The following is a 17,597-nucleotide window of genomic DNA, read 5'->3' on the forward strand; positions in this document are numbered from 1 at the left end:
AAAAACGTTCAAAGGGGGATGGGGGACAATCTCATTCGAGGCTTCGGAAAGTAAAATTCCTTCTCCCTTCGCCCCGAAGGGGCGACGGCGTGGTGGCGGCTGCATTTGCCGGGACGAGCTTGTCGCGAAGCGACATGCAGCGTCCCGGCAAATGCAGCCGCCATCTTCACCTCTCCGACCTCCCGCCAAACCGGCCAAGCCTCCGCCCGGCCAAAGCCGAGTCGGGGGGCCCGGGGGGCGCGCCCGCCCCCCGGCGGAGTGCAGAGGCAGAGCCTCTGCCGGGGTCTGGGGCAGCGCCCCAGCCTGCCTGCGCCCCCGCCTCGCGCTAGCCGCCGAGCGGCAGGCGGACGCGAAACACGGTGCCTTCCTCGCGGGTGGAAGAGAAGTCCACGGCGCCGCCGAGGTAGCGTTCGGTGAGGAGTTTGATGCTGTAGGTGCCGAGCCCCCGCCCCATTCCCTTGGTGGAGAACGACCGGTTGAAGATGCGCATGCGCACGCTTTTGGGGATGACGGCGTCGTTTTGGACCCAGAATTCCACCCGGTTTTCGTCCGGACGGCAGCCCAGGCGCACGACGCCGCCCGGGGCGGTGGCTTCCAGGGCGTTTTTGACCATGTTGCCGAGCACCCGGCGCAGCAGCACCGGGTCCGATTCGAAGGTTGTCTCCGGGCATTCGCCGCAGATCTTGAGGATTTTGCCTCTGGCTTGTTCCGTGCTCTGAAAGGTCGCTTCCACGATCGTGAGCATGTTATTGGGGAGCAAGGGCGTCAAATGGACTTGCAGCTCGTTGCTTTCGGCGGCCAGGAGTTGCTTTTGGTATATGATTTCGTCGGTCAGCTGCGCCATGGCTTGATAAATGAACTGGGCATCGGGACGCAGTTTTTCGTGGACCTCGTCAACGAGAAACTCCATGAGCCCTTTGAGGCTGCCCACGGTGTTGAGCATGTCGTGGAAAAAAATACGTTCCAGGATACGGTGGCGTTTTTCGTGGCTGATGTCGGTGATGGAGAAGATGATGAATTTTTCGGCCTCCACAGTCGTGGAGGCGGTGGAAACTTGAAGGTCCAACGCCTCGGGGACGCCGTTGGTCTGACGGCGGAGGTTGCATTCTTGGACGTTGTCGCGGCCGGCCAGGCCAAGCAGGATGGAGCGTACGGCCCCGCAATGCACGCAGAAATCTCCTGTACCGCAGCCATTGGGCGCGCTGGCTGCGTGCACGCAATGAAATGCCTCGCCCGGTCGTTTGCCGAGCGCCTCGCGGATGTCCGTCGCGCCTATGGCGTCGAGGAACTTGCGGTTGCCGAAGACCACCTGGCGGCAGCGGTTGAGCACCATGGCGATGACCGGGATGGCGTCGAGGACGCCCGGGATCTCGTGGTTGGAGAGCACCGCGAATTGGCGGCGGATTTCCTCGACGGCGGCGCGTTCGGCCGGGGCGAAACAAGTCTGGTCGGGGGCGGGCATGGGCGCTCCTGGCTTGTATGCTGCTTACGTATTGTAGGAAGATGGGGTCGAATGTAAAGCCCTGGCACGCGCTTTCGCCGGGCCTTGAACAAACCGGCCGCATCTGCTTTGGTGGGCCGTCATGATGCGCCGTCTTGTCCTGACCGATTTCATGGCCCACGCGCACACGGTTTTCGAATTCGCGCCCGGGCTCAATGTCCTGACCGGCCCCAACAACACCGGCAAATCCGCCGTTGTCGAGGGGTTGCGCTGTCTGGCCCAGAATCCGACCCCGGGCCACTGCATCCGCCACGGGGCCCGCGAGGCCCGGGTGTCGGCGGAGTTCGACGACGGCACGGTGGTCACCTGGGTGCGCCGGCCCAAGTATGCCCTCTACGAGCTGACCCGTCCGGGGGCGGAGGAGCCGGAAGTCTACGCCAAGTTCGGCCGCACGCCGCCCGAGGACATCCTGGCCGTGCTGCGCCTGTCGCCGGTCCCCATCGAGGGGGGCGACCCCGTGGATGTGCACATCGGCAACCAGCGCGAGCCGGTTTTTCTGCTCAACCAGCCGGGCTCGGCGCTTTCCGGATTTTTCGCCGCCTCCACCGAGGCCGCCCATCTGATCGCCATGCAAAACCTGCTGACCGATCGGACGCGTAAGGCAAAGACCGAGAAGAACCGGCTGGACAAGGAATTGACAGCCCTGGCCGCGTCGCTGGGCACGCTTTCGCCGCTGCCGGAACTGGAGCTGCGTCTGGAGCGGGCGGGGGAGGCGGAAGACGCCCTCGCCGCCCGGGAGCTGGAGGCGTCGGGCCTTGCCGACTGGTTGGCGAGGCGTCGCGACTTGGCCGGGAGCATCGACCGTCGCGAGCGGTCCGGGGCGGCGCTCTCCAGGCTCGACGGCCCGCCGGAGCTGGCGCCGACCGCGCCGTTGGCCGGGCTCGTGGCCGCCAGGGAAACGCTGTCCCGGCGCATGGACCGGGTTAGGCGTCGGGGCGGAGCGCTCGCTTCCCTGGCCGCGCCGCCGACGCTTGCCGATACGACCGGGCTGGCCGAGCGGACCCGGGATCTGGTGGCGCTTCGCGGGGCGCTTGCCCGCACCGGGAAAAAGGCGGCCGCCCTGGCCGGGCTCGCGCCGCCCGGGGATCTGGCCGATGTGGCCGGGCTCAATGCTTTGGCGAATAATCTCAGGGCCGTACGAGGCGGTTTGCGGTCCCTGGACGGCCGGGCCAGGGCGCTTTCGCGCCTTGCCGCGCCGCCGGAACCGGCCGAGCTTGCCCCTCTGGCCGATCTGGCCGCTTCCTTGCGCTCGGCCGGGCTGGCCGTGTCCGCGGCCAAGGCGGGCGTCCTGGCCAAGGCCCGGGCTCTGGAGGAGCTGAAGGCCCGCATCGCCGACAGGCTGGCCGCGCTCGGCACCTGTCCCCTCTGCGGCGGCGCCCTTGACCCCGACGATTTTCTGGGCGCGGGGCATACCCACGAGACGAAGCCGGAGGGCGCGTCATGAATCTGCCCACCATCGAGGCCACGGGGCTTTTGTGTATCCCCGACCCGCACATTGCCGCCACGCCCCCCATGCAGCGGCTGGAGTCCTATATGGACGACGTGCTGCAAAAGCTCGCCGCCTGTTTGGAGCATGCCGTCCGGGAGAAGCTCGTGCCGGTGATCCTCGGCGACCTGTTCCACTGGCCGCGCGAGAACCCGAACACGCTGATCGTGGCGCTGATCGAGCTTTTCCGGCCGCACCGTCCCTTTGTCCTGGTCGGCAACCACGACAAGTACCAGGCGCGCTTCACGCCGGACACGTCCCTGGCCGTGCTGCGCGCGGCGGACGTGGTCACGGTGCTCGACGCGCCGGGGCTTTTCCTGCGCCTTGTCACGCCCACGGGCACGGCCGTTGTCGGCGCGTCGCCCGACGGCGCGCCGCTGCCCGCCGCCGTCGAAAAGGAGGCGGGGGAGACGAGCGTGTGGCTCACCCACCACGGCATCGGCTTTCCCGACGCCGAGGACCGCCATGTCCGCATCCACGAGATTGCCGGCCTGGACTGGGTCATAAACGGCCACCTGCACCGGCCGCATCCGACCGTGGTTTCCGGGGCGACCCGCTGGGCCAACCCCGGCAACATCACGCGCCTCAAATTCACGCGCAAAGCCATGACCCGCGTGCCGGCGGCCTCGGTCTGGCGGCCGGGCGCGGACGACCTGGAACACTGGCCCGTGCCGTACCGCCCCTTTGCCGAGGTGTTTCCGGACCAGGAGTTTCCGCCAGAGGAGGCTTCCTCGCCGGAGTACAAGTCCAGGTTTTTGGAGGGGCTGTCCCGGCTGGCCTGGCGGCGCACCCGCGAGGGGGCCGGTCTGGGGGAATTCCTGCGCGCCAATCTCAATCCCGAAAACCCGGAGACGGCAGTCATCTGGGAGCTTTACCGCGAGGTCACCGATGCCGGTAAATAACCGTGCCGCAAACGACGCCGACGCGCGCCTCGAGCGCGAACTGGCGGGGCTCAAGGCCCAATACGAACGCCTGCGCGACGACAAGGTCCGCGCCGAACAGGATCTGACCCATCTGCAAGGCCAGCTGGCCGAGCTGGAAGCGCGGGCCAAGGCCGAGTACGGCACGTCCGAGCCGGCCGAGCTGGAGGCGCTTCTGGCCCGAAAACGCGAGGAAAACGGCAAGCTCGTGGCCGCCTACCGGGAGCACATCGCGACCGTGCGCCGCGACCTGGAGGCGGTGGAAAACGCCTTCGACGGGGCGTAGCGCGGGCTTATTCCTCGTCGTCGCCGTTGCCGGCGATCCACTGCTTGCGGTGGAAGTAAAGCGCCATGCCGGCCACCGTGGCCACCATGAAGGCGGTCAGGGCGTACACGCCCCAATCCGTGGATTTAAACGGCAGGTTGTCGAAATTCATGCCGTAAAAGCCGACCAGGAAATTGAGCGGCAAAAAGATGGTGGCCACGAGCGTCAGGTACTGCCCCACGGCGTTCATGCGCAGCTCCGCCTTGGTCATGGACAGCCCCACCATCTCCGAAAGCATCTCGCGCAACGTCTCCACCGCATCGAGCACCTGATACACGTCCTGGCGGATGTCGTTCCACAAAAGCGAGGCCACGGCGTTCGCCTCGCCGGTTTCTCCCTGGCCGTCGGGCCGCGTGCGGCTCAGCATCTCGCGCAGCGGCCAAAGGGAGCGGTGCAGGAAAAGCACCTCCCGCTTGAGCCGGTAGGTCTCGGTCAAAGTCTCGCCCCCGCCCGCGCCGGAAAGCACCTGCTGCTCCAGCTCCTCGATGTCCTCGGCCAGACGTCCCAGCGTCAGGATGTATTCGTCCAGGGCCGCCGCCACCAGCGCGTGGACCAGATGCTCGCGGCCGCGCCGCGCGAGCTTCCCCCCGCCTTTTTCCAGGCGCGAGGCCAGGGCGTCCCACAAATTGGCCTCGCGCTCCTGAAACGTCAGCACGAAGCCGTCGCCGGCGGCCAGGCAGACCTGTTCGGCCAAAACCCGCTTGTCCGCCTCGTCATAGCCCAGAAGCCGCAGCAGGATGAACACGATGGCTTCGTACTCCTCCATCACCGGGCGATGGCCCGTGTCCAGGATGTCGTCCACCAGGAGCGGGTGGAGCCCGAAGCGCCTGGCGACCGCGCGCACGAATTCCTCGTCGTGCACCCCGATCACCCGCACCCAGTGGACCTTGCCCGGTTCGAGCGCGGGTTCGTCCTCGGTCAGGACGTCGTAGCGGCGCACGGTCACGGACGTGCCGTCGAAAGCGTAGACCACGACCCAGGGCGCGAACGTCGGCCGCGCCGGAAAGGCGTTTTCCCCGGCCCCGAGTCCGCCGGCTCCCCGTGACCGTTTCTTGAAGCGCTCCAGCATGTCCGTCCTCCAGGCGTGTTGGACCACGTTATTATTTGGATCACGTTATTATGCGGTAGGGCCTTCCCCGGACAAGCCCCCGGGCGGAAGTTTTTCGCGCGTCAGCGCCAGCCAGGCCCGAGCCGCCGGGGAAAGGCGCGCCCCCTTGCGCCAGACGAGGGCCGCCTGCCAGCGCAGGTCCGTCTCGTCGACCAGCACCGCCGTAAGCGGCGAAAGGGGCCGGCCTTCGGTCAGGATGCGCGGCAAGAGCGCCACCCCGAGCCCCGAGGCCACGAGCGCGATGATGAAATCCACCTGGCCGCTGCGGGCCACGGTCATGGGCTCGAACCCCCGGGCCCGGCAGGCCGTTTCGATGCGGGCGTTTAAGGCGAAGCCCTGCTCGAAAAGGATCATGGGCGCGGAAGCGAACTGGGCCAGGCGCGCCGTCTTGCGGCCGGCCAGGGGATGGTCGGACCAAAGCAGCGCCATCATCGGGTCGTCGCGCACGAGCTGCCAGTCGAAGGCCTCCGGCACCGGCAAAAGCGACACGGCCAACTCCACCTCGCCGGCCAAAAGGGCCTGCTCCAGCCGGGCGCTACCCTGTTCCATGAGTTCGATCTCCACCCCGGGATGGCGGCTGCGGTATTCGGCGAAAAGCGGCGCGAAAAGCCTTGCGCTGCCGAAGATGGGCAGCCCCAGGCGCAGCCGGCCGGAAATGAGCCCTCTGAGGTCGGCCAGCTCGGCCACCATGTGCTCGCCCTCGGCCAGCATGGCCGCCGCCCGGGCGTAGACGATCTCCCCGGCCTCGGTCAGCCGCACCCCGTTCCCCAGCCGCTCGAGCAGCGCCTCGCCCAATTCCTCCTCCAGCTGCTTGACGGCCTTGCTCACCGTGGACTGGGTGGAAAAAAGGGTGCGCGCCGCCCGGGTAAAACCGCCCTGGCGCACGATCTCCACCAGGGCCCGCAGGTTGCGCAGTTCCATACCCATTCCAATACGGAATAGATTTTATTCTGACAATTCATTTCACAACTGACGCGGCCGTGCCTATCTCCAGACCTAAGGAAACGTCATGAAAGGAAAACCTGAAAATTGGCCCGGTAAAGTGGGGCTTTTCGCCCTGACCATGGTCCAGGCCACGGCCCTGGTCGGATTCTGGTGGGTGTGCGACCGGCTGGTGCGGATGGCCGGACTACCGGTGCCGGCCGGCGTGGTGGGGATGCTCGCCATGATCGCGCTTTTGGCCCTGCACATCCTGCCGGTGCGCTGGTTCGCCCGGGGAGCCGGCGGGCTGCTCAACCATATGCTGCTTTTTTTCGTCCCGGCCTGCATCACCCTGCGCGACCATCCCGAGCTGGTCGGGGTGACCGGGCTCAAGCTCCTGGCCGTCATCGTGGTCGGCATCGTCTCGGTCATGGTCGGCACGGCGCTGATCGTGGAACTGCATTTTCGCACGAGGTCCCGTCATGTTCGCTGAACATCCCGCCGTCTTCTGGTTCACGGCCACCCTGGCCGCGTATATCCTGTCGCGCATCGCCTACCATTACGTGAAGGCCTGGTGGACGTCGCCGCTGCTTCTGGCCTGCGTGTTGTGTCTGGGGCTTACCGTGGTGCTGCACGTGAGCTACCGCGAGTACATGCGCGGCGGGCAGTGGCTGCTTATGCTGCTCGGGCCGACCACGGTGGCCTTCGCTTTGCCGATTTACGAGCAGCGGGCGCTGTTGCGCCGGCATTGGCCGCCGCTGGCCATGGGGGTGTTTTTTGGCTGCCTGCTGGCTTTCGGCGGCTCCTGGCTGCTTTCCGGCCTGCTCGGGCTGCCCGAGGGGGTGCGGCTTTCGGTGCTGCCGCGCTCGGTCACCACGCCCTTTGCCATGGCCTTTGCCAAGGAAGTCGGCGGCGCGCCGGATCTGGCCGCCGTATGCGTCATCGTCACGGGCGTTTTGGGCGCGTCGTTTGGCGGCATGATCCTGAAGATACTGCCCCTGCGCTCGGCCCTGGCCCGGGGGGCCATGCTCGGCATGGGGGCGCACGGCGCGGGCGTGGCCCGGGCCCGGGAGATCGGCGACGAGGAAGGGGCCGTGGCCGGTCTGGTCATGATCCTGGCCGGCGTCACCTGCGCGCTCATCGGCCCGGCTGTGGCCATGCTCGGCACGGTGTAGAAAAGGAGAGCCGCCTACGAGGGGCGGCTCACGCGATACCTGCCGGGTGGCACGCCCATGCGGCGGCGAAACTGGCGGCTAAGATGGCTCTGGTCGCAAAATCCGGCGGCCAGGGCCGCTTCGCAAATTTCCTCTCCCTCGCCGATGCGCAACGCGGCCAGGGCCACCCGCCGCGAGAGGGCGTAGTCCAAAAGCGGCACGCCGAGATCGCGCCGGAAAAGGCGCTCCAGATGATACGGGCTCACCCCGGCAAGCCCGGCCAGGCCGGCCACGGTGACGGGCTCGGCCGGAGCGGCGTCGATGGCCGCCTTGGCTCTGCGCGTGGCCGCATGGAGCGGGGGCGGGGAGGCCGGGCGCAAATCGAGCCGCGCCGCCAGAGCCTGGAAAAAGCGAAGCGCCCGCCCGTCCCCGCTGGAAACGGCCGCGGCCGTGGCCAGGAGAAGCTCGGCCGCTTGCCTGTCGCGCCACAAGCGGGGCCAGACTTCCACAGCGGCTTCGCCGTCGCCCCGTCCGGGCGGAAAGCAGGCGGCGGATGCGGCCAGCGCCACATACGAATGGCCCGCGTCCCCGGCCGGGGCGCAGGCATGAACCACGCCGGGCGGGATGACGAACCCCTGGCCCGGCCCCGCCTCGAAGACCCCGCCGCCGGCCGTGATGCGCCGCCCGCCGCCAAGGCACAGCCCGACGATAGAGCGGGCATGGGCGTGGCGCACGATGTCCGCCGCCACGCCTACGCCGCAGACGGCCTCCAGACCCGGCGCGCCCGGATGCCGGGACACGCTAAGCGCGCTTTGCGGCATGGCCGCCTCCCTTGGCCGGAAAGGTTTCCCGGCCGGCTCCGTCATAGCAGAGCCGGGAAGAACTTGGCAAAAAGGCACAGTCCCGCTTCCCCGGCCGTCACCTCATGGGCCAGCCCCTTGGGGATGACCGCCACGACGCCTGGGCGGTAACGGGTCGTCGCGCCGTCGATGCCGGCCACGCCTTCCCCGGCCACCACCTCGTGCAGTTCCCACTGCCCTTCGTGCACATGGGTTTTGAGCGTCTTGCCCGGCGCGACGCGCACCAGATGGCAACTGAGCGCTCCGTCGGTGTCGGCCCCGGTGACCAGATGCTTGAGGCTCACCCCGTCGAAAGCGGGATGCGGATTCCAGGGCAGGTCGGTGGCGTTTTTCGCGCCGCGCACGGTGACGACTTGCCGGCCCTCGGCCAGCGCGGAAACGGTATCCATGTCCATGGCGAAACCTCCTCGCGTTTGGCCGCACCCTGCCACGGACGCATCCCGCCTTCTTGGACGATCTTGCCGCGTAGGGGCGAACTTCGCTTTACGCGGACTCCAGGCCTTGATAACCTGGGCGTACTTTTTTTCACAAGAAGGAGCCCGACGCGGACATGGTCATCGCCGACATCATGCGCACCACGCTCATCAAGGTCCGCCCGGAAGCGCCGGTCGGGCACGTGCTTATTTGGTACGGCGGCATGGGGCACATCTTTCGCAACACCTACGTGGTGGACGACCGCGAGCGGCTGCTCGGCGTGGTCACCATCCACAATTTCCTCTCCGTCATCGTGTCGCCGACCGTGGCCGAGAAAGCCAAGGCCGGACTGCTCGACGGCCGCGAGGAACTTCTCGACGCCCTGCGCCACAACATGGCCGCCATCTCCGACACCACCGTGGGCAGCCTCATGGATTCGGACTACCCCTTTGTCCACCCCGAGGACCTTTTCGTCATGGCCAACGAGTTGATCGTGGAAAAGGGCATCACCGCCTTGCCCGTCATCGACCAGAATGGGGTCCTCGTCGGCGAGATCAGCCGGCGCATGATCCTGCATTTCCTGGTGCAAAACCTGTAAGGAATCCCCATGCGACACTGCGCCGTAACCGTCGCCCTGGCCCTCGTCCTGGCCTGCTCGCTCTTTGCCCTGGCCAAGGCCGCTCCGGTCGAAACCTTCGCCGCCTACAGCGACCACGTGAAAACCGATCCTCAAAGCGCCGTGGGCTGCGGCTGCCCCGGCTGCTCCTGCATCGGCTGCAGCTGCGGGTAGAAGAGAAGACCCAGGGGAGGCTCCGCCTCCCCTGGACCCCACCGGCAGGGGCGCTGCCCCTGCACCCCGCCGAGGGGCCACGGGCCCCCCGGACCCCCCTTCACCAGGGGACAGGGGAGACATTGAGGACGGGGCAGTTCTTTACAAGGCGGGAAGGCGTTGGGGCGTGAGGCTATTCGTCGGAAGTTTCCGCCGAAGCCTCAGCCGTGACGGGAGGCAGGGACGCGCCTGAAGCGGCGCGGTCGCAGAGGATGTCCAGGCGCGGGCCGTTTTCCCGGCCCGGGCGCAGGATGAAGACCCGGTCGGCCTGGTCCGCGAAGAGATCCACCGGGTGGTGGCTGATGTAGAGCACCTGGATGCCGAGCTTCTGGGCGATGGCCGCGATCAGGCGCACGAAGCCCGGTACGAGGTCCGGCCGCAGCCAGCAGTCCTGTTCGTCGAGCACCAGAAACGGTCGGTGTTTGGCCGGGTCCAGCTGGGACAGGGCGATAAGGCGCAGGCCCACGGACAGGATGTTGCACACCGAGCCGCCCTGGCCGCGCAGGATGTCCTCGGACTTGCCGTCCTGCTCCATCTCGAATTCGATGAAAAGCCGGCTGTTTTTCACGTCCCGGCGCGAAACCACCGTGCGGTCCTGGCCCAATATCTCGCGCACGGCATGGGTCAGGTCGGCCTCGATCTCGTCCAAAAGCTCCCCGAAAAGCGCGCGCGTCAGCTCCTCGAGCTTCCCCGCCACCTGGGGAGCCATGTCCAGAAACCGTTCGATCTCCACCTTTGCCGTCCTGGCGGCGGCATAGGCGCGCACCTTGCCGGCCGCCTCGCCCGAAAGGCGATCCAGCCGACGAGTCAGTTCCTGACGTTCCTCGCTGAGATCGTTTTCCGAAAAGGAAGTGCGAGAGGGGAAACCCTTTGCAAAGGGTTCTCCCCTCTCGCGCTCTCCCTTTCCTAAATCTTCCAATGGGATCGAGGTCATGACACCCTTGTCTTCCGGTAAAGTCTTTTGAAAGGGGGCCCGGGGGGAAACTTTTCTTCAGAAAAGTTTCCCCCCGGTTCTTGTTCTAAGGAGCTCCGGCCGAGAGGATGGCGGCGGCGACGTCGGGGTGCGCGACCACGAAGGTCCTTGGACAAAGGGCCTTGGCGCGATGGCCGAGGTCCTCGCGGTCGGCGACGAACAGGCAGCGGACGTCCGGGGTCAGGGCGGTCACGGCTTCGAGCAGTTCCAGCCCGTCGGGACCGCCGCAGCACAGAAAATGCGGTCCGGCGGCGAAATCGAGGGAAAGGGCGGCGCTTGCGGCACGCAGCCCCTCGGCCGGGGTGAACTCGCGCCATACGTCCTGCTGGCTCGAGGTCGGGGTCACGATCAGGTCCAGCCCGTCGTCCTCCACCCGGAAATGTTCGCGTTCCGGGTCCACGGCGTCCACGATGTCGTGGACGTGCTCGAGGAGTTCCAGGGAAGCGTCCTCGGTTACGCTATGCAGGCTGTCCTGGCGGGCGATGACGGTCTCGCCGCGTCGAAATTGCAGTCCGGAGCCGACATAGGCAAAGGCGCGCCAGCTCGAATCGCCCAGCAGCATGGCCAGCCGGGCGTTGATCGATTCGAGCAGCGCGGCTTTTTCCCGGGACAGCGGCGCGTCGATGCCGCGCCCCGCGGTATCCACGATCTGGCGGCCAAGGGAGGCGGCCCAGGCGAAGGATTGGGCCGGGACCGTGGCCAGGTCGGCGATGCCGGGGCCGGAAAGCGGGGCGGCTGACCACAGGACCGGTCGTTTGGACCGGGAGGTGGCGAAGCGGGCCAGGGCCACGGCGTTCCACAGGGGCTGCGCGGCCGTGACGAAGCGTTGGCCCGGGGCCCGGAACAGCGCGTCGCATTGGCACAGGCAGACGTTTATGCCGTGGCCGGAAATTTCCTTGAGCCCCTTGCGCATGGCGTCGCGCAGGCCATGCCGGCGGCGACCCAGATGCTTGAGCAGGGCTTCGCGGCCTTCCTCGAGGTAGAGCGCGTCGTTTTCGATCTGCTCGGTTTCCTCGGCCAGGGTCAGACGCAGTGGTTGATCCGGGTCCAAAAGGAGTTCGGCCCAGCCGTCGCGGTCGGCGGCTTCCGACAGTTCGTCGCCGAGAGCGGCAAGGGCCGGGGCGATTTCCGGGGGAACGGGCCGGCTGGCCAGAATGGCGGCGGCGGCCTGACGGCGAAGCGCGACCGATTCGGCCATGCGCGAGGCAAAGGCGTCCAGGGTGGTGATGGCGGGCTGATCCGAGTCGTGGTGCATCATGGAAAGTGTTTTGCCTATTTCACCGGAAAAACGGTTCCCTGGCAAAGGAAAATTGCGCCCCGCGCCCGAGGCCCCGTGTTGCCTCGATATGTTGTAGTTGTTATGAGGAGAAGAAGCGAGAGGGGAAACCCTTTAAAAAGGGTTCTCCCCTCTCGCGCTCTCTCTTTCCTAAACTTTATAGTGATTATTCATCCCAACACAATAGTTTAATTTTATTGAAAGTCTTTGGAGAGGGGGTCTGGGGGAGAACCTTTCTTCAGAAAGGTTCTCCCCCAGTCTCAAGGAGGCATCCATGCGGTTGTTGACGCGTTCGGATTTCGACGGGCTTATCTGCGCCGTGTTGCTCAAGGAAGCCGGGGTGATGGACGAATGGACGTTCGTGCACCCAAAAGACGTCCAGGACGGCAAGGTGGCATGCGGCCCGAACGACATCCTGGCCAACGTGCCCTACGCGCCGGGCTGCGGCCTGTGGTTCGACCACCACACCAGCGAGGCCGACCGCCTGGGCGATATCAGCTTTACGGGCGCGTCCAAGCAGTATCCGAGCTGCGCCCGGGTCATCTGGGAGTATTACGGCGGCCACAAGATCTTTCCCGAACGCTTCGACGAGATGCTCACCTTCGTCGACCGTTGCGACAGCGGCGACCTGACGCCCGGGGATGTGGCCCGGCCCGAGGGCTGGATATTGCTGAGCTTCATCATGGACCCGCGCACCGGCCTCGGCCGCTACCGCGACTACCGCATCAGCAACTACCAGCTCATGATGCGTCTGGTCGATCTGTGTCGCCACGAGCCGGTGGGGAACATCCTGGCCGACCCCGACGTGGCCGAGCGCGTGAAACGCTACTTCGAGCAGGAGCAACAGTTCACGGCCATGCTGCGGGCGCGCTCCAAGATGCTGGGCAAGGTGCTGGTCATCGACCTGCGCGAGCAGGACGAGATTTTCACCGGCAACCGCTTCACGGCCTACGCGCTTTTTCCCGAGTGCAACGTCAGCGTCCAGGTCATCTGGGGCAAGGCCAAACAAAACGTCGTGCTGACCGTGGGTAAATCCATTTTCGACCGCGCCAACCCGGTGGACATCGGCCGGTTGATGCTGTCCTACGGCGGCGGCGGACACCGGAACGTCGGCACCTGCCAGGTGCCGGAAGCCGAGGCCGGGCAGGTCCTGGCCGACGTCGTGGCGGTGCTTAACGGCGAAAAGCCGCAGCCCGGGGAAGGCGGCCTTGGCGCCTGAGGTCCGCGTCCTCGGCCGCATCGCCTACGGGGATGCCCTGGCCCTGCAACAGGAGACCGCCGAAGCGGTCAAGGCCGGCAAAAGCGGGGGGACGGTTTTCATCCTCGAGCACGATCCGGTTATCACGCTCGGGGGCAACAAGCCCATCAACAAGGTCTTGTACGCGCCGCCGGGCGTCAGCCTCGTGCAGACCGACCGGGGCGGCGGGGCCACGGCGCACAACCCCGGCCAGCTCGTCGTCTATCCGGTGGTCGGGCTCCGTTCACTTGGCTTCGGCGTCAAGTCGTTCGTGGCCTGGGTGTTGGAAATGGGCCGCGCGCTGCTCGAAAGCTATGGCGTGGCCGCCGAATGCCGCCAGAATCCGCTGGGGTTGTGGGTAGGGGAGCGCAAGATCGCCTCGCTCGGCATCCACGTCTCATGCGGCGTGGCCACCCACGGCATCGCCATCAATCTGGATAACGACCTGACGCTTTTCAATGCCATCGTGCCCTGTGGGCTGGCCGGCGTGGCCATGACCTCGGCTGCCGCCGAGACCGGCGCGCCCGTGGATATGGCCGAAGCCATGGCGCGCATGGCGGCAATCGCCACGGCCGGGGTCGGCCGTTTGGCCGCCGCATAACCTCAAACCGATCCGGAATCCCGCCTTGTCCCACGATATCCCGACGACTCACGCTGTTTTCACCGTCCCCGCCGCTCCCGACGACCTGCTCGCGTCCTACCATTTCGACCTGCCGCCAGAGCGCATCGCCTCCCGGCCGTGCGAAAAGCGCGACGCTTGCAAGCTCATGACCGTGTCCCGGGCCACGGGGGCGGTGGCCGACGCCGTTTTTTCCGACCTGCCGGACCTGCTCCCGGCCGGAGCGCTGCTCGTGGTCAACAACACCAAGGTCGCGCCGGTGCGGCTTTTCGGCCACAAGCCCTCGGGCGGCGCGGCCGAACTGCTGCTGACCACTCCTGTGGCGCTGCTGGCCCCGACCGTCGATCCGGACACGGGCTGGGCCGTCGCGCCGGCCTCGGGACTTTTGCGCGTCTCCCGGCCGCCAAAGCCCGGCGACCGGGTGGACTTCGCCCCGGACCTGCGTCTGACCACGACCAGGCGCGGACAATTCGGCCGCACGGACTTCATTCTCCACTGGCAGGGCAGCCTGCCGGACATCCTGTCCCGCATCGGCCACGTGCCCCTACCGCCCTACATCCGCCGCGCCGATGACGCCGACGACCGAAAGACCTACCAGACGGTCTACGCCCGGGACGACAAGCTCGGCTCCGCCGCCGCGCCCACGGCCGGCCTGCATTTCACCGAGGGGCTGCTCACCCGCCTGCGGGAACGCGGCTTCGGCCTGGCCGCCGTCACCTGCCACGTGGGCATCGGCACTTTTTCCCCGGTGCGCGTGGACGATATCCGCGACCATGCCATGCACAAGGAGTGGATCGAGGTGCCCGGGGAGGCGGCCGAGGCCGTGAGGCGCGCCAAGGCCGAGGGCCGGCCGGTCGTCGCCGTCGGCACCACCGCCGCCCGGACCCTGGAAGGGGTTGTGCGCGAAGCCGGTGAAATGACGGCCTTTGCCGGTGAAACAGACATCTTCATCCGCCCCGGCCACGCCTTCAAAATGGTCGACGGGATGGTCACCAATTTCCATTTGCCTGGATCATCCCTGGTGATTATGCTGGCCGCCCTGGTCGGAAGGCAGCCTCTGCTCGCCGCCTACGCGCGGGCCGTGGCCTCCGGTTACCGTTTCTTTTCCTACGGCGACGCCATGTTGGTCTTGTAAAAGGCCCACGGGCGTCCCCCATCGCCAGGCGCTTTCGGGCACGGGGAGCGGCGGGCTCGCCCGTATCGGGGGCTCCTCCCCCTGGCCCGATCTGCCCGCATAAGGAGTGATACAAACATGTCGCGGATTGCCATCGACGAGGAGCGGTGCAAAGGATGCCTCCTTTGCGTCGAGGTCTGCCCCAAGTCCATCATTGTGGCCTCCTCGCGCTTCAACACCAAAGGGTACAAAGTGGCCGAGGTTCCCGAGGCCGCCATGGAAAAATGCACGGGCTGCGCCTCCTGCGCCCAGATGTGCCCGGACGTGGCCATCAAGGTCTGGCGCACCGCCAAAAGCAAAGCCAAGGAGAACGCGTGATGTCGGGCAAACGCATCTTCATCAAGGGCAACGAGGCTATCGCCCAAGGCGCGTTGGCCGCGGGCTGCCGCTGCTACTTCGGCTACCCCATCACCCCCCAAAACGACATTCCGGAGATGCTCTCCTCGGCCATGCCCGCCGCCGGCGGACAGTTCGTCCAGGCCGAATCGGAAGTGGCCGCCGCCAACATGCTGCTCGGCGCCGCCGCCTGCGGCGTGCGGGCCATGACCACCTCGTCGAGCCCGGGCGTGTCGCTCATGCAGGAAGCCATTTCCTACATGGCCGGTTCGGAGCTGCCCGGGGTCATCGTCAACATGAACCGGGGCGGCCCCGGCCTCGGCGACATCGGCCCCTCCCAGGGCGACTATTTCCAGTCGGTCAAGGGCGGCGGCCACGGCGACTACCGCACCATGGTCCTGGCTCCGGCCACCTGCCAGGAATGCTACGACCTGACCTTCGAGGCTTTCGAGCTGGCCTACAAGTACCGCAACCCGGTGCTGCTTTTGGGCGACGCCATCGTCGGCCAGATGAAGGAGCCGGTTGTGCCCCGCGAGCCCCTCGCCGTCGATCCGGAGGAGGGCGGGGACTGGAAGCTGACCGGACGCGGCCAACGCGCGCCAAGGCTCCTCAAGTCCCTGTTCCTTGAAGACGGGGCCCTGGCCGGCCAGAACATACTGCTGCAGCGCAAGTACGAATCCATGCGCGACGAGGTGCGTTTCGAGGACTTCGAGACCAAGGACGCCGAGCTGGTGGTGGTGGCCTTCGGCTCCATCGGCCGCATCGCCAAGTCGGCCGTGCGCACGCTTCGGGCCGAAGGGCTCAAGGTCGGGCTGTTGCGCCCCATCACCCTCTATCCCTTCCCCGAGTCCGTGTTGCGGGAGCTTGCCGCCGCCGGCAAGCGCTTCCTCACCATCGAACACAATCTCGGCCAGATGGTCGACGATGTGCGCCTGGCCGTGCGCGGCCTTGCCGACAGCGCCTTTTACGGCGTCTTCCCCGGCAACCTGCCCACGCCCGACGAATTCCTGGAACCCATCCGCGCGGCCGCAAAGGGGGCCTAACCCATGTCCAGCATGCCTGAAATCAAAGAAGAACTCGTCTTCGACCGGCCGGGCGTCCTGGCCGACAAGCCTACCCACTATTGCCCCGGCTGCCAGCACGGCGTCATCCACCGCATCGTGGCCGAGTGCCTGGAAGAGTTCGGTTTGGTGGAAAAGACCATCGCCGTAAGCTCCATCGGCTGCTCGGTGTTTCTCTACAACTACCTCATGGTCGACACCGTCGAGGCCCCTCACGGGCGCGCCCCGGCCGAGGCCACCGGCGTCAAGCGCGCCCGGCCCGAGGCCTTCGTCTTCGCCTACCAGGGCGACGGCGACCTGGCCTCCATCGGCCTGGCCGAGATCATGCACGCCGCCAACCGCGGCGAGAAGCTCACCATCATATTCGTCAACAACACGGTCTACGGCATGACCGGCGGCCAGATGGCCCCCACCACCATGATCGGCCAGAAGACCACCACCTGTCCCGCCGGCCGTTGCGCCGAGCGCGAGGGCGGGCCCATGCGCATGGCCGAGATTATCGCCGGGCTTGACGGCGTGGCCTACAGCGCCCGGGTGGCCGTCAATTCCATCAAGAATCTGACCCAGGCCAAACGGGCCGTGCGCCGCGCCTTCGAGACGCAACTGCACGGCGACGGGTTCGGCTTCGTCGAGTTTCTGGCCACCTGCCCCACCAACTGGAGAATGACGCCCGTGGCCGCCAACGAGCGCGTGGCCAAGGTGATGATCCCCGGCTTCCCGCTTGGCGTCTACAAGGACGCGGCCAAGGAGGACTAAGCCCATGAGCCTGTATCAAGACGTGATCATGGCCGGATTCGGCGGCCAGGGCGTGATGCTGATCGGCAACCTGCTGGCCTACGCCGGCATGGAGCACGGCCTGAACGTCACCTACATCCCGGTCTACGGCCCGGAGATGCGCGGCGGCACGGCCAACTGTACGGTGGTCGTCTCCGACGACGTCATCGGTTCGCCGATCATCCGCAGCCCCAAAAGCCTCATCATCATGAACCGGCCGTCCCTGGACAAGTTCCAGCCGCAGCTCGTCGACGGCGGGGTGCTGGTCATCAACTCCTCCCTGGTCGACCCGGCACTCGCCGACAGCAAACGGGTGAAGCTCGTGGCCGTGCCGGCCAACGAGATCGCCGACGGTCTGGGCAATACGCGCATGGCCAACATGGTGGCCCTTGGCGCCTACGTGAACGCCACCGGCATCCTGCCGCTCTCGGCGGTGGAGGACAGCCTCGGCCACGTGATCTCCAAGCACTACAGCCACCTGATTCCGAAAAACACCGAAGCCCTGCGCGCCGGTGCTTCCTTTAAGAATTAAGATGCCTCCGGCGGCCGGGGGGCGAGCGCGCCCCCCGGTCCCCCCTTCCTCAGCGGCCGGCGCTGCAGGGCGGAAGCATCGCTTCCGCCCTGCAGCG

At 66.8% G+C, this 17,597-nt stretch carries 21 protein-coding genes; 14 read left to right on the top strand and 7 right to left on the bottom strand.

Translation table 11 applies throughout. From position 1 onward, the window contains the following. Positions 1-325 precede the first annotated feature (325 nt). Positions 326-1,462, bottom strand: coding sequence for a sensor histidine kinase (locus DESFRDRAFT_RS19790; RefSeq protein ID WP_005996973.1), 1,137 nt, complete (start codon positions 1,460-1,462; stop codon positions 326-328). 121 nt (positions 1,463-1,583) lie between these two features. On the opposite strand from DESFRDRAFT_RS19790, the gene DESFRDRAFT_RS19795 reads away from it, so the two are divergent. From DESFRDRAFT_RS19795 to DESFRDRAFT_RS21570, 3 genes are read left to right on the top strand one after another with little or no spacing between them, the layout of a single operon-like run. Then, a complete protein-coding gene (locus tag DESFRDRAFT_RS19795) occupies positions 1,584-2,945 on the top strand; it encodes an AAA family ATPase (protein ID WP_005996977.1) in 1,362 nt (453 codons plus the stop codon). Then, positions 2,942-3,889, top strand: a complete 948-nt coding sequence (locus tag DESFRDRAFT_RS19800) for a metallophosphoesterase family protein (RefSeq protein ID WP_005996978.1) — start codon at positions 2,942-2,944, stop codon at positions 3,887-3,889. The genes DESFRDRAFT_RS19795 and DESFRDRAFT_RS19800 overlap by 4 nt, the downstream gene beginning before the upstream one ends. After that, positions 3,876-4,193 (top strand): hypothetical protein, encoded by a 318-nt coding sequence (locus DESFRDRAFT_RS21570; protein ID WP_005996979.1) that lies wholly within the window; start codon positions 3,876-3,878, stop codon positions 4,191-4,193. The genes DESFRDRAFT_RS19800 and DESFRDRAFT_RS21570 overlap by 14 nt, the downstream gene beginning before the upstream one ends. A 7-nt stretch (positions 4,194-4,200) precedes the next feature. On the opposite strand, the gene corA is transcribed toward DESFRDRAFT_RS21570, so the two are convergent. Together corA and DESFRDRAFT_RS19815 are read right to left on the bottom strand one after the other, a co-directional pair. Beyond that, positions 4,201-5,301 carry a magnesium/cobalt transporter CorA gene (gene corA, locus DESFRDRAFT_RS19810; protein ID WP_005996980.1) on the bottom strand — a complete coding sequence of 367 codons (1,101 nt, stop codon included), beginning with the start codon at positions 5,299-5,301 and terminating at the stop codon, positions 4,201-4,203. Positions 5,302-5,349: 48 nt separating this feature from the next. Continuing rightward, a complete protein-coding gene (locus tag DESFRDRAFT_RS19815) occupies positions 5,350-6,261 on the bottom strand; it encodes a LysR family transcriptional regulator (protein WP_005996981.1) in 912 nt (303 codons plus the stop codon). A gap of 88 nt (positions 6,262-6,349) precedes the next feature. On the opposite strand from DESFRDRAFT_RS19815, the gene DESFRDRAFT_RS19820 reads away from it, so the two are divergent. Both DESFRDRAFT_RS19820 and DESFRDRAFT_RS19825 read left to right on the top strand, forming a co-directional pair. Beyond that, a complete protein-coding gene (locus tag DESFRDRAFT_RS19820; RefSeq protein WP_005996982.1) occupies positions 6,350-6,754 on the top strand; it encodes a CidA/LrgA family protein in 405 nt (134 codons plus the stop codon). Further along, on the top strand, positions 6,744-7,436 hold the full coding sequence (locus DESFRDRAFT_RS19825; RefSeq protein WP_005996983.1) for an LrgB family protein: 693 nt from the start codon (positions 6,744-6,746) through the stop codon (positions 7,434-7,436). Before DESFRDRAFT_RS19820 ends, DESFRDRAFT_RS19825 begins: the two co-directional genes overlap by 11 nt. A gap of 14 nt (positions 7,437-7,450) precedes the next feature. On the opposite strand, the gene DESFRDRAFT_RS20920 is transcribed toward DESFRDRAFT_RS19825, so the two are convergent. After that, on the bottom strand, positions 7,451-8,236 hold the full coding sequence (locus DESFRDRAFT_RS20920) for an AraC family transcriptional regulator (protein WP_005996984.1): 786 nt from the start codon (positions 8,234-8,236) through the stop codon (positions 7,451-7,453). Between the two features lie 41 nt (positions 8,237-8,277). Next, positions 8,278-8,670 carry a cupin domain-containing protein gene (locus DESFRDRAFT_RS19835; protein WP_005996985.1) on the bottom strand — a complete coding sequence of 131 codons (393 nt, stop codon included), beginning with the start codon at positions 8,668-8,670 and terminating at the stop codon, positions 8,278-8,280. A 155-nt stretch (positions 8,671-8,825) separates the two neighbouring features. Between DESFRDRAFT_RS19835 and DESFRDRAFT_RS19840 the strand changes: the two genes are divergently transcribed. Continuing rightward, a complete protein-coding gene (locus DESFRDRAFT_RS19840) occupies positions 8,826-9,287 on the top strand; it encodes a CBS domain-containing protein (protein ID WP_005996986.1) in 462 nt (153 codons plus the stop codon). 9 nt (positions 9,288-9,296) lie between these two features. Further along, positions 9,297-9,479: a hypothetical protein gene (locus tag DESFRDRAFT_RS19845; protein WP_005996988.1), complete on the top strand. Its 183-nt coding sequence runs from the start codon at positions 9,297-9,299 to the stop codon at positions 9,477-9,479. Positions 9,480-9,651: 172 nt separating this feature from the next. Here DESFRDRAFT_RS19845 and DESFRDRAFT_RS19850 read toward each other — a convergent pair whose 3' ends face one another. Together DESFRDRAFT_RS19850 and DESFRDRAFT_RS19855 are read right to left on the bottom strand one after the other, a co-directional pair. After that, complete coding sequence (locus tag DESFRDRAFT_RS19850; protein ID WP_005996989.1) at positions 9,652-10,452, bottom strand: hypothetical protein; 801 nt, start codon at positions 10,450-10,452, stop codon at positions 9,652-9,654. 85 nt (positions 10,453-10,537) lie between these two features. After that, positions 10,538-11,749, bottom strand: coding sequence for a hypothetical protein (locus DESFRDRAFT_RS19855; protein ID WP_005996990.1), 1,212 nt, complete (start codon positions 11,747-11,749; stop codon positions 10,538-10,540). 292 nt (positions 11,750-12,041) lie between these two features. Between DESFRDRAFT_RS19855 and DESFRDRAFT_RS19860 the strand changes: the two genes are divergently transcribed. From DESFRDRAFT_RS19860 to DESFRDRAFT_RS19890, 7 genes are all read left to right on the top strand, one after another. Further along, on the top strand, positions 12,042-12,986 hold the full coding sequence (locus DESFRDRAFT_RS19860; protein WP_005996992.1) for a DHH family phosphoesterase: 945 nt from the start codon (positions 12,042-12,044) through the stop codon (positions 12,984-12,986). Next, positions 12,976-13,605 (top strand): lipoyl(octanoyl) transferase LipB, encoded by a 630-nt coding sequence (gene lipB, locus DESFRDRAFT_RS19865; protein WP_005996994.1) that lies wholly within the window; start codon positions 12,976-12,978, stop codon positions 13,603-13,605. Before DESFRDRAFT_RS19860 ends, lipB begins: the two co-directional genes overlap by 11 nt. A 25-nt stretch (positions 13,606-13,630) precedes the next feature. Next, entirely contained in the window at positions 13,631-14,758 is a 1,128-nt protein-coding gene (gene queA / locus DESFRDRAFT_RS19870) for a tRNA preQ1(34) S-adenosylmethionine ribosyltransferase-isomerase QueA (protein ID WP_005996995.1), read from the top strand. A 117-nt stretch (positions 14,759-14,875) separates the two neighbouring features. After that, positions 14,876-15,115: an indolepyruvate ferredoxin oxidoreductase subunit alpha gene (locus DESFRDRAFT_RS19875; protein ID WP_005996996.1), complete on the top strand. Its 240-nt coding sequence runs from the start codon at positions 14,876-14,878 to the stop codon at positions 15,113-15,115. Continuing rightward, entirely contained in the window at positions 15,115-16,176 is a 1,062-nt protein-coding gene (locus tag DESFRDRAFT_RS19880; protein WP_005996997.1) for a 3-methyl-2-oxobutanoate dehydrogenase subunit VorB, read from the top strand. The genes DESFRDRAFT_RS19875 and DESFRDRAFT_RS19880 overlap by 1 nt, the downstream gene beginning before the upstream one ends. 3 nt (positions 16,177-16,179) lie before the next feature. Further along, positions 16,180-16,950: a thiamine pyrophosphate-dependent enzyme gene (locus DESFRDRAFT_RS19885; RefSeq protein ID WP_005996998.1), complete on the top strand. Its 771-nt coding sequence runs from the start codon at positions 16,180-16,182 to the stop codon at positions 16,948-16,950. A 4-nt stretch (positions 16,951-16,954) separates the two neighbouring features. Continuing rightward, positions 16,955-17,500 carry a 2-oxoacid:acceptor oxidoreductase family protein gene (locus tag DESFRDRAFT_RS19890; protein WP_005996999.1) on the top strand — a complete coding sequence of 182 codons (546 nt, stop codon included), beginning with the start codon at positions 16,955-16,957 and terminating at the stop codon, positions 17,498-17,500. Positions 17,501-17,597 lie beyond the last annotated feature (97 nt).

It is taken from the genome of Solidesulfovibrio fructosivorans JJ], assembly GCF_000179555.1.
In the GTDB taxonomy this organism is placed as follows: domain Bacteria; phylum Desulfobacterota; class Desulfovibrionia; order Desulfovibrionales; family Desulfovibrionaceae; genus Solidesulfovibrio; species Solidesulfovibrio fructosivorans.

Coding starts and splice junctions, on each gene's coding strand:
- DESFRDRAFT_RS19790 (WP_005996973.1), bottom strand. CDS start 1,462: ATGCCCGCCCCCGACCAGACTTGTTTCGCCCCGGCCGAACGCGCCGCC.
- DESFRDRAFT_RS19795 (WP_005996977.1), top strand. CDS start 1,584: ATGATGCGCCGTCTTGTCCTGACCGATTTCATGGCCCACGCGCACACG.
- DESFRDRAFT_RS19800 (WP_005996978.1), top strand. CDS start 2,942: ATGAATCTGCCCACCATCGAGGCCACGGGGCTTTTGTGTATCCCCGAC.
- DESFRDRAFT_RS21570 (WP_005996979.1), top strand. CDS start 3,876: ATGCCGGTAAATAACCGTGCCGCAAACGACGCCGACGCGCGCCTCGAG.
- corA (WP_005996980.1), bottom strand. CDS start 5,301: ATGCTGGAGCGCTTCAAGAAACGGTCACGGGGAGCCGGCGGACTCGGG.
- DESFRDRAFT_RS19815 (WP_005996981.1), bottom strand. CDS start 6,261: ATGGAACTGCGCAACCTGCGGGCCCTGGTGGAGATCGTGCGCCAGGGC.
- DESFRDRAFT_RS19820 (WP_005996982.1), top strand. CDS start 6,350: ATGAAAGGAAAACCTGAAAATTGGCCCGGTAAAGTGGGGCTTTTCGCC.
- DESFRDRAFT_RS19825 (WP_005996983.1), top strand. CDS start 6,744: ATGTTCGCTGAACATCCCGCCGTCTTCTGGTTCACGGCCACCCTGGCC.
- DESFRDRAFT_RS20920 (WP_005996984.1), bottom strand. CDS start 8,236: ATGCCGCAAAGCGCGCTTAGCGTGTCCCGGCATCCGGGCGCGCCGGGT.
- DESFRDRAFT_RS19835 (WP_005996985.1), bottom strand. CDS start 8,670: ATGGACATGGATACCGTTTCCGCGCTGGCCGAGGGCCGGCAAGTCGTC.
- DESFRDRAFT_RS19840 (WP_005996986.1), top strand. CDS start 8,826: ATGGTCATCGCCGACATCATGCGCACCACGCTCATCAAGGTCCGCCCG.
- DESFRDRAFT_RS19845 (WP_005996988.1), top strand. CDS start 9,297: ATGCGACACTGCGCCGTAACCGTCGCCCTGGCCCTCGTCCTGGCCTGC.
- DESFRDRAFT_RS19850 (WP_005996989.1), bottom strand. CDS start 10,452: ATGACCTCGATCCCATTGGAAGATTTAGGAAAGGGAGAGCGCGAGAGG.
- DESFRDRAFT_RS19855 (WP_005996990.1), bottom strand. CDS start 11,749: ATGATGCACCACGACTCGGATCAGCCCGCCATCACCACCCTGGACGCC.
- DESFRDRAFT_RS19860 (WP_005996992.1), top strand. CDS start 12,042: ATGCGGTTGTTGACGCGTTCGGATTTCGACGGGCTTATCTGCGCCGTG.
- DESFRDRAFT_RS19875 (WP_005996996.1), top strand. CDS start 14,876: ATGTCGCGGATTGCCATCGACGAGGAGCGGTGCAAAGGATGCCTCCTT.
- DESFRDRAFT_RS19880 (WP_005996997.1), top strand. CDS start 15,115: ATGTCGGGCAAACGCATCTTCATCAAGGGCAACGAGGCTATCGCCCAA.
- DESFRDRAFT_RS19885 (WP_005996998.1), top strand. CDS start 16,180: ATGTCCAGCATGCCTGAAATCAAAGAAGAACTCGTCTTCGACCGGCCG.
- DESFRDRAFT_RS19890 (WP_005996999.1), top strand. CDS start 16,955: ATGAGCCTGTATCAAGACGTGATCATGGCCGGATTCGGCGGCCAGGGC.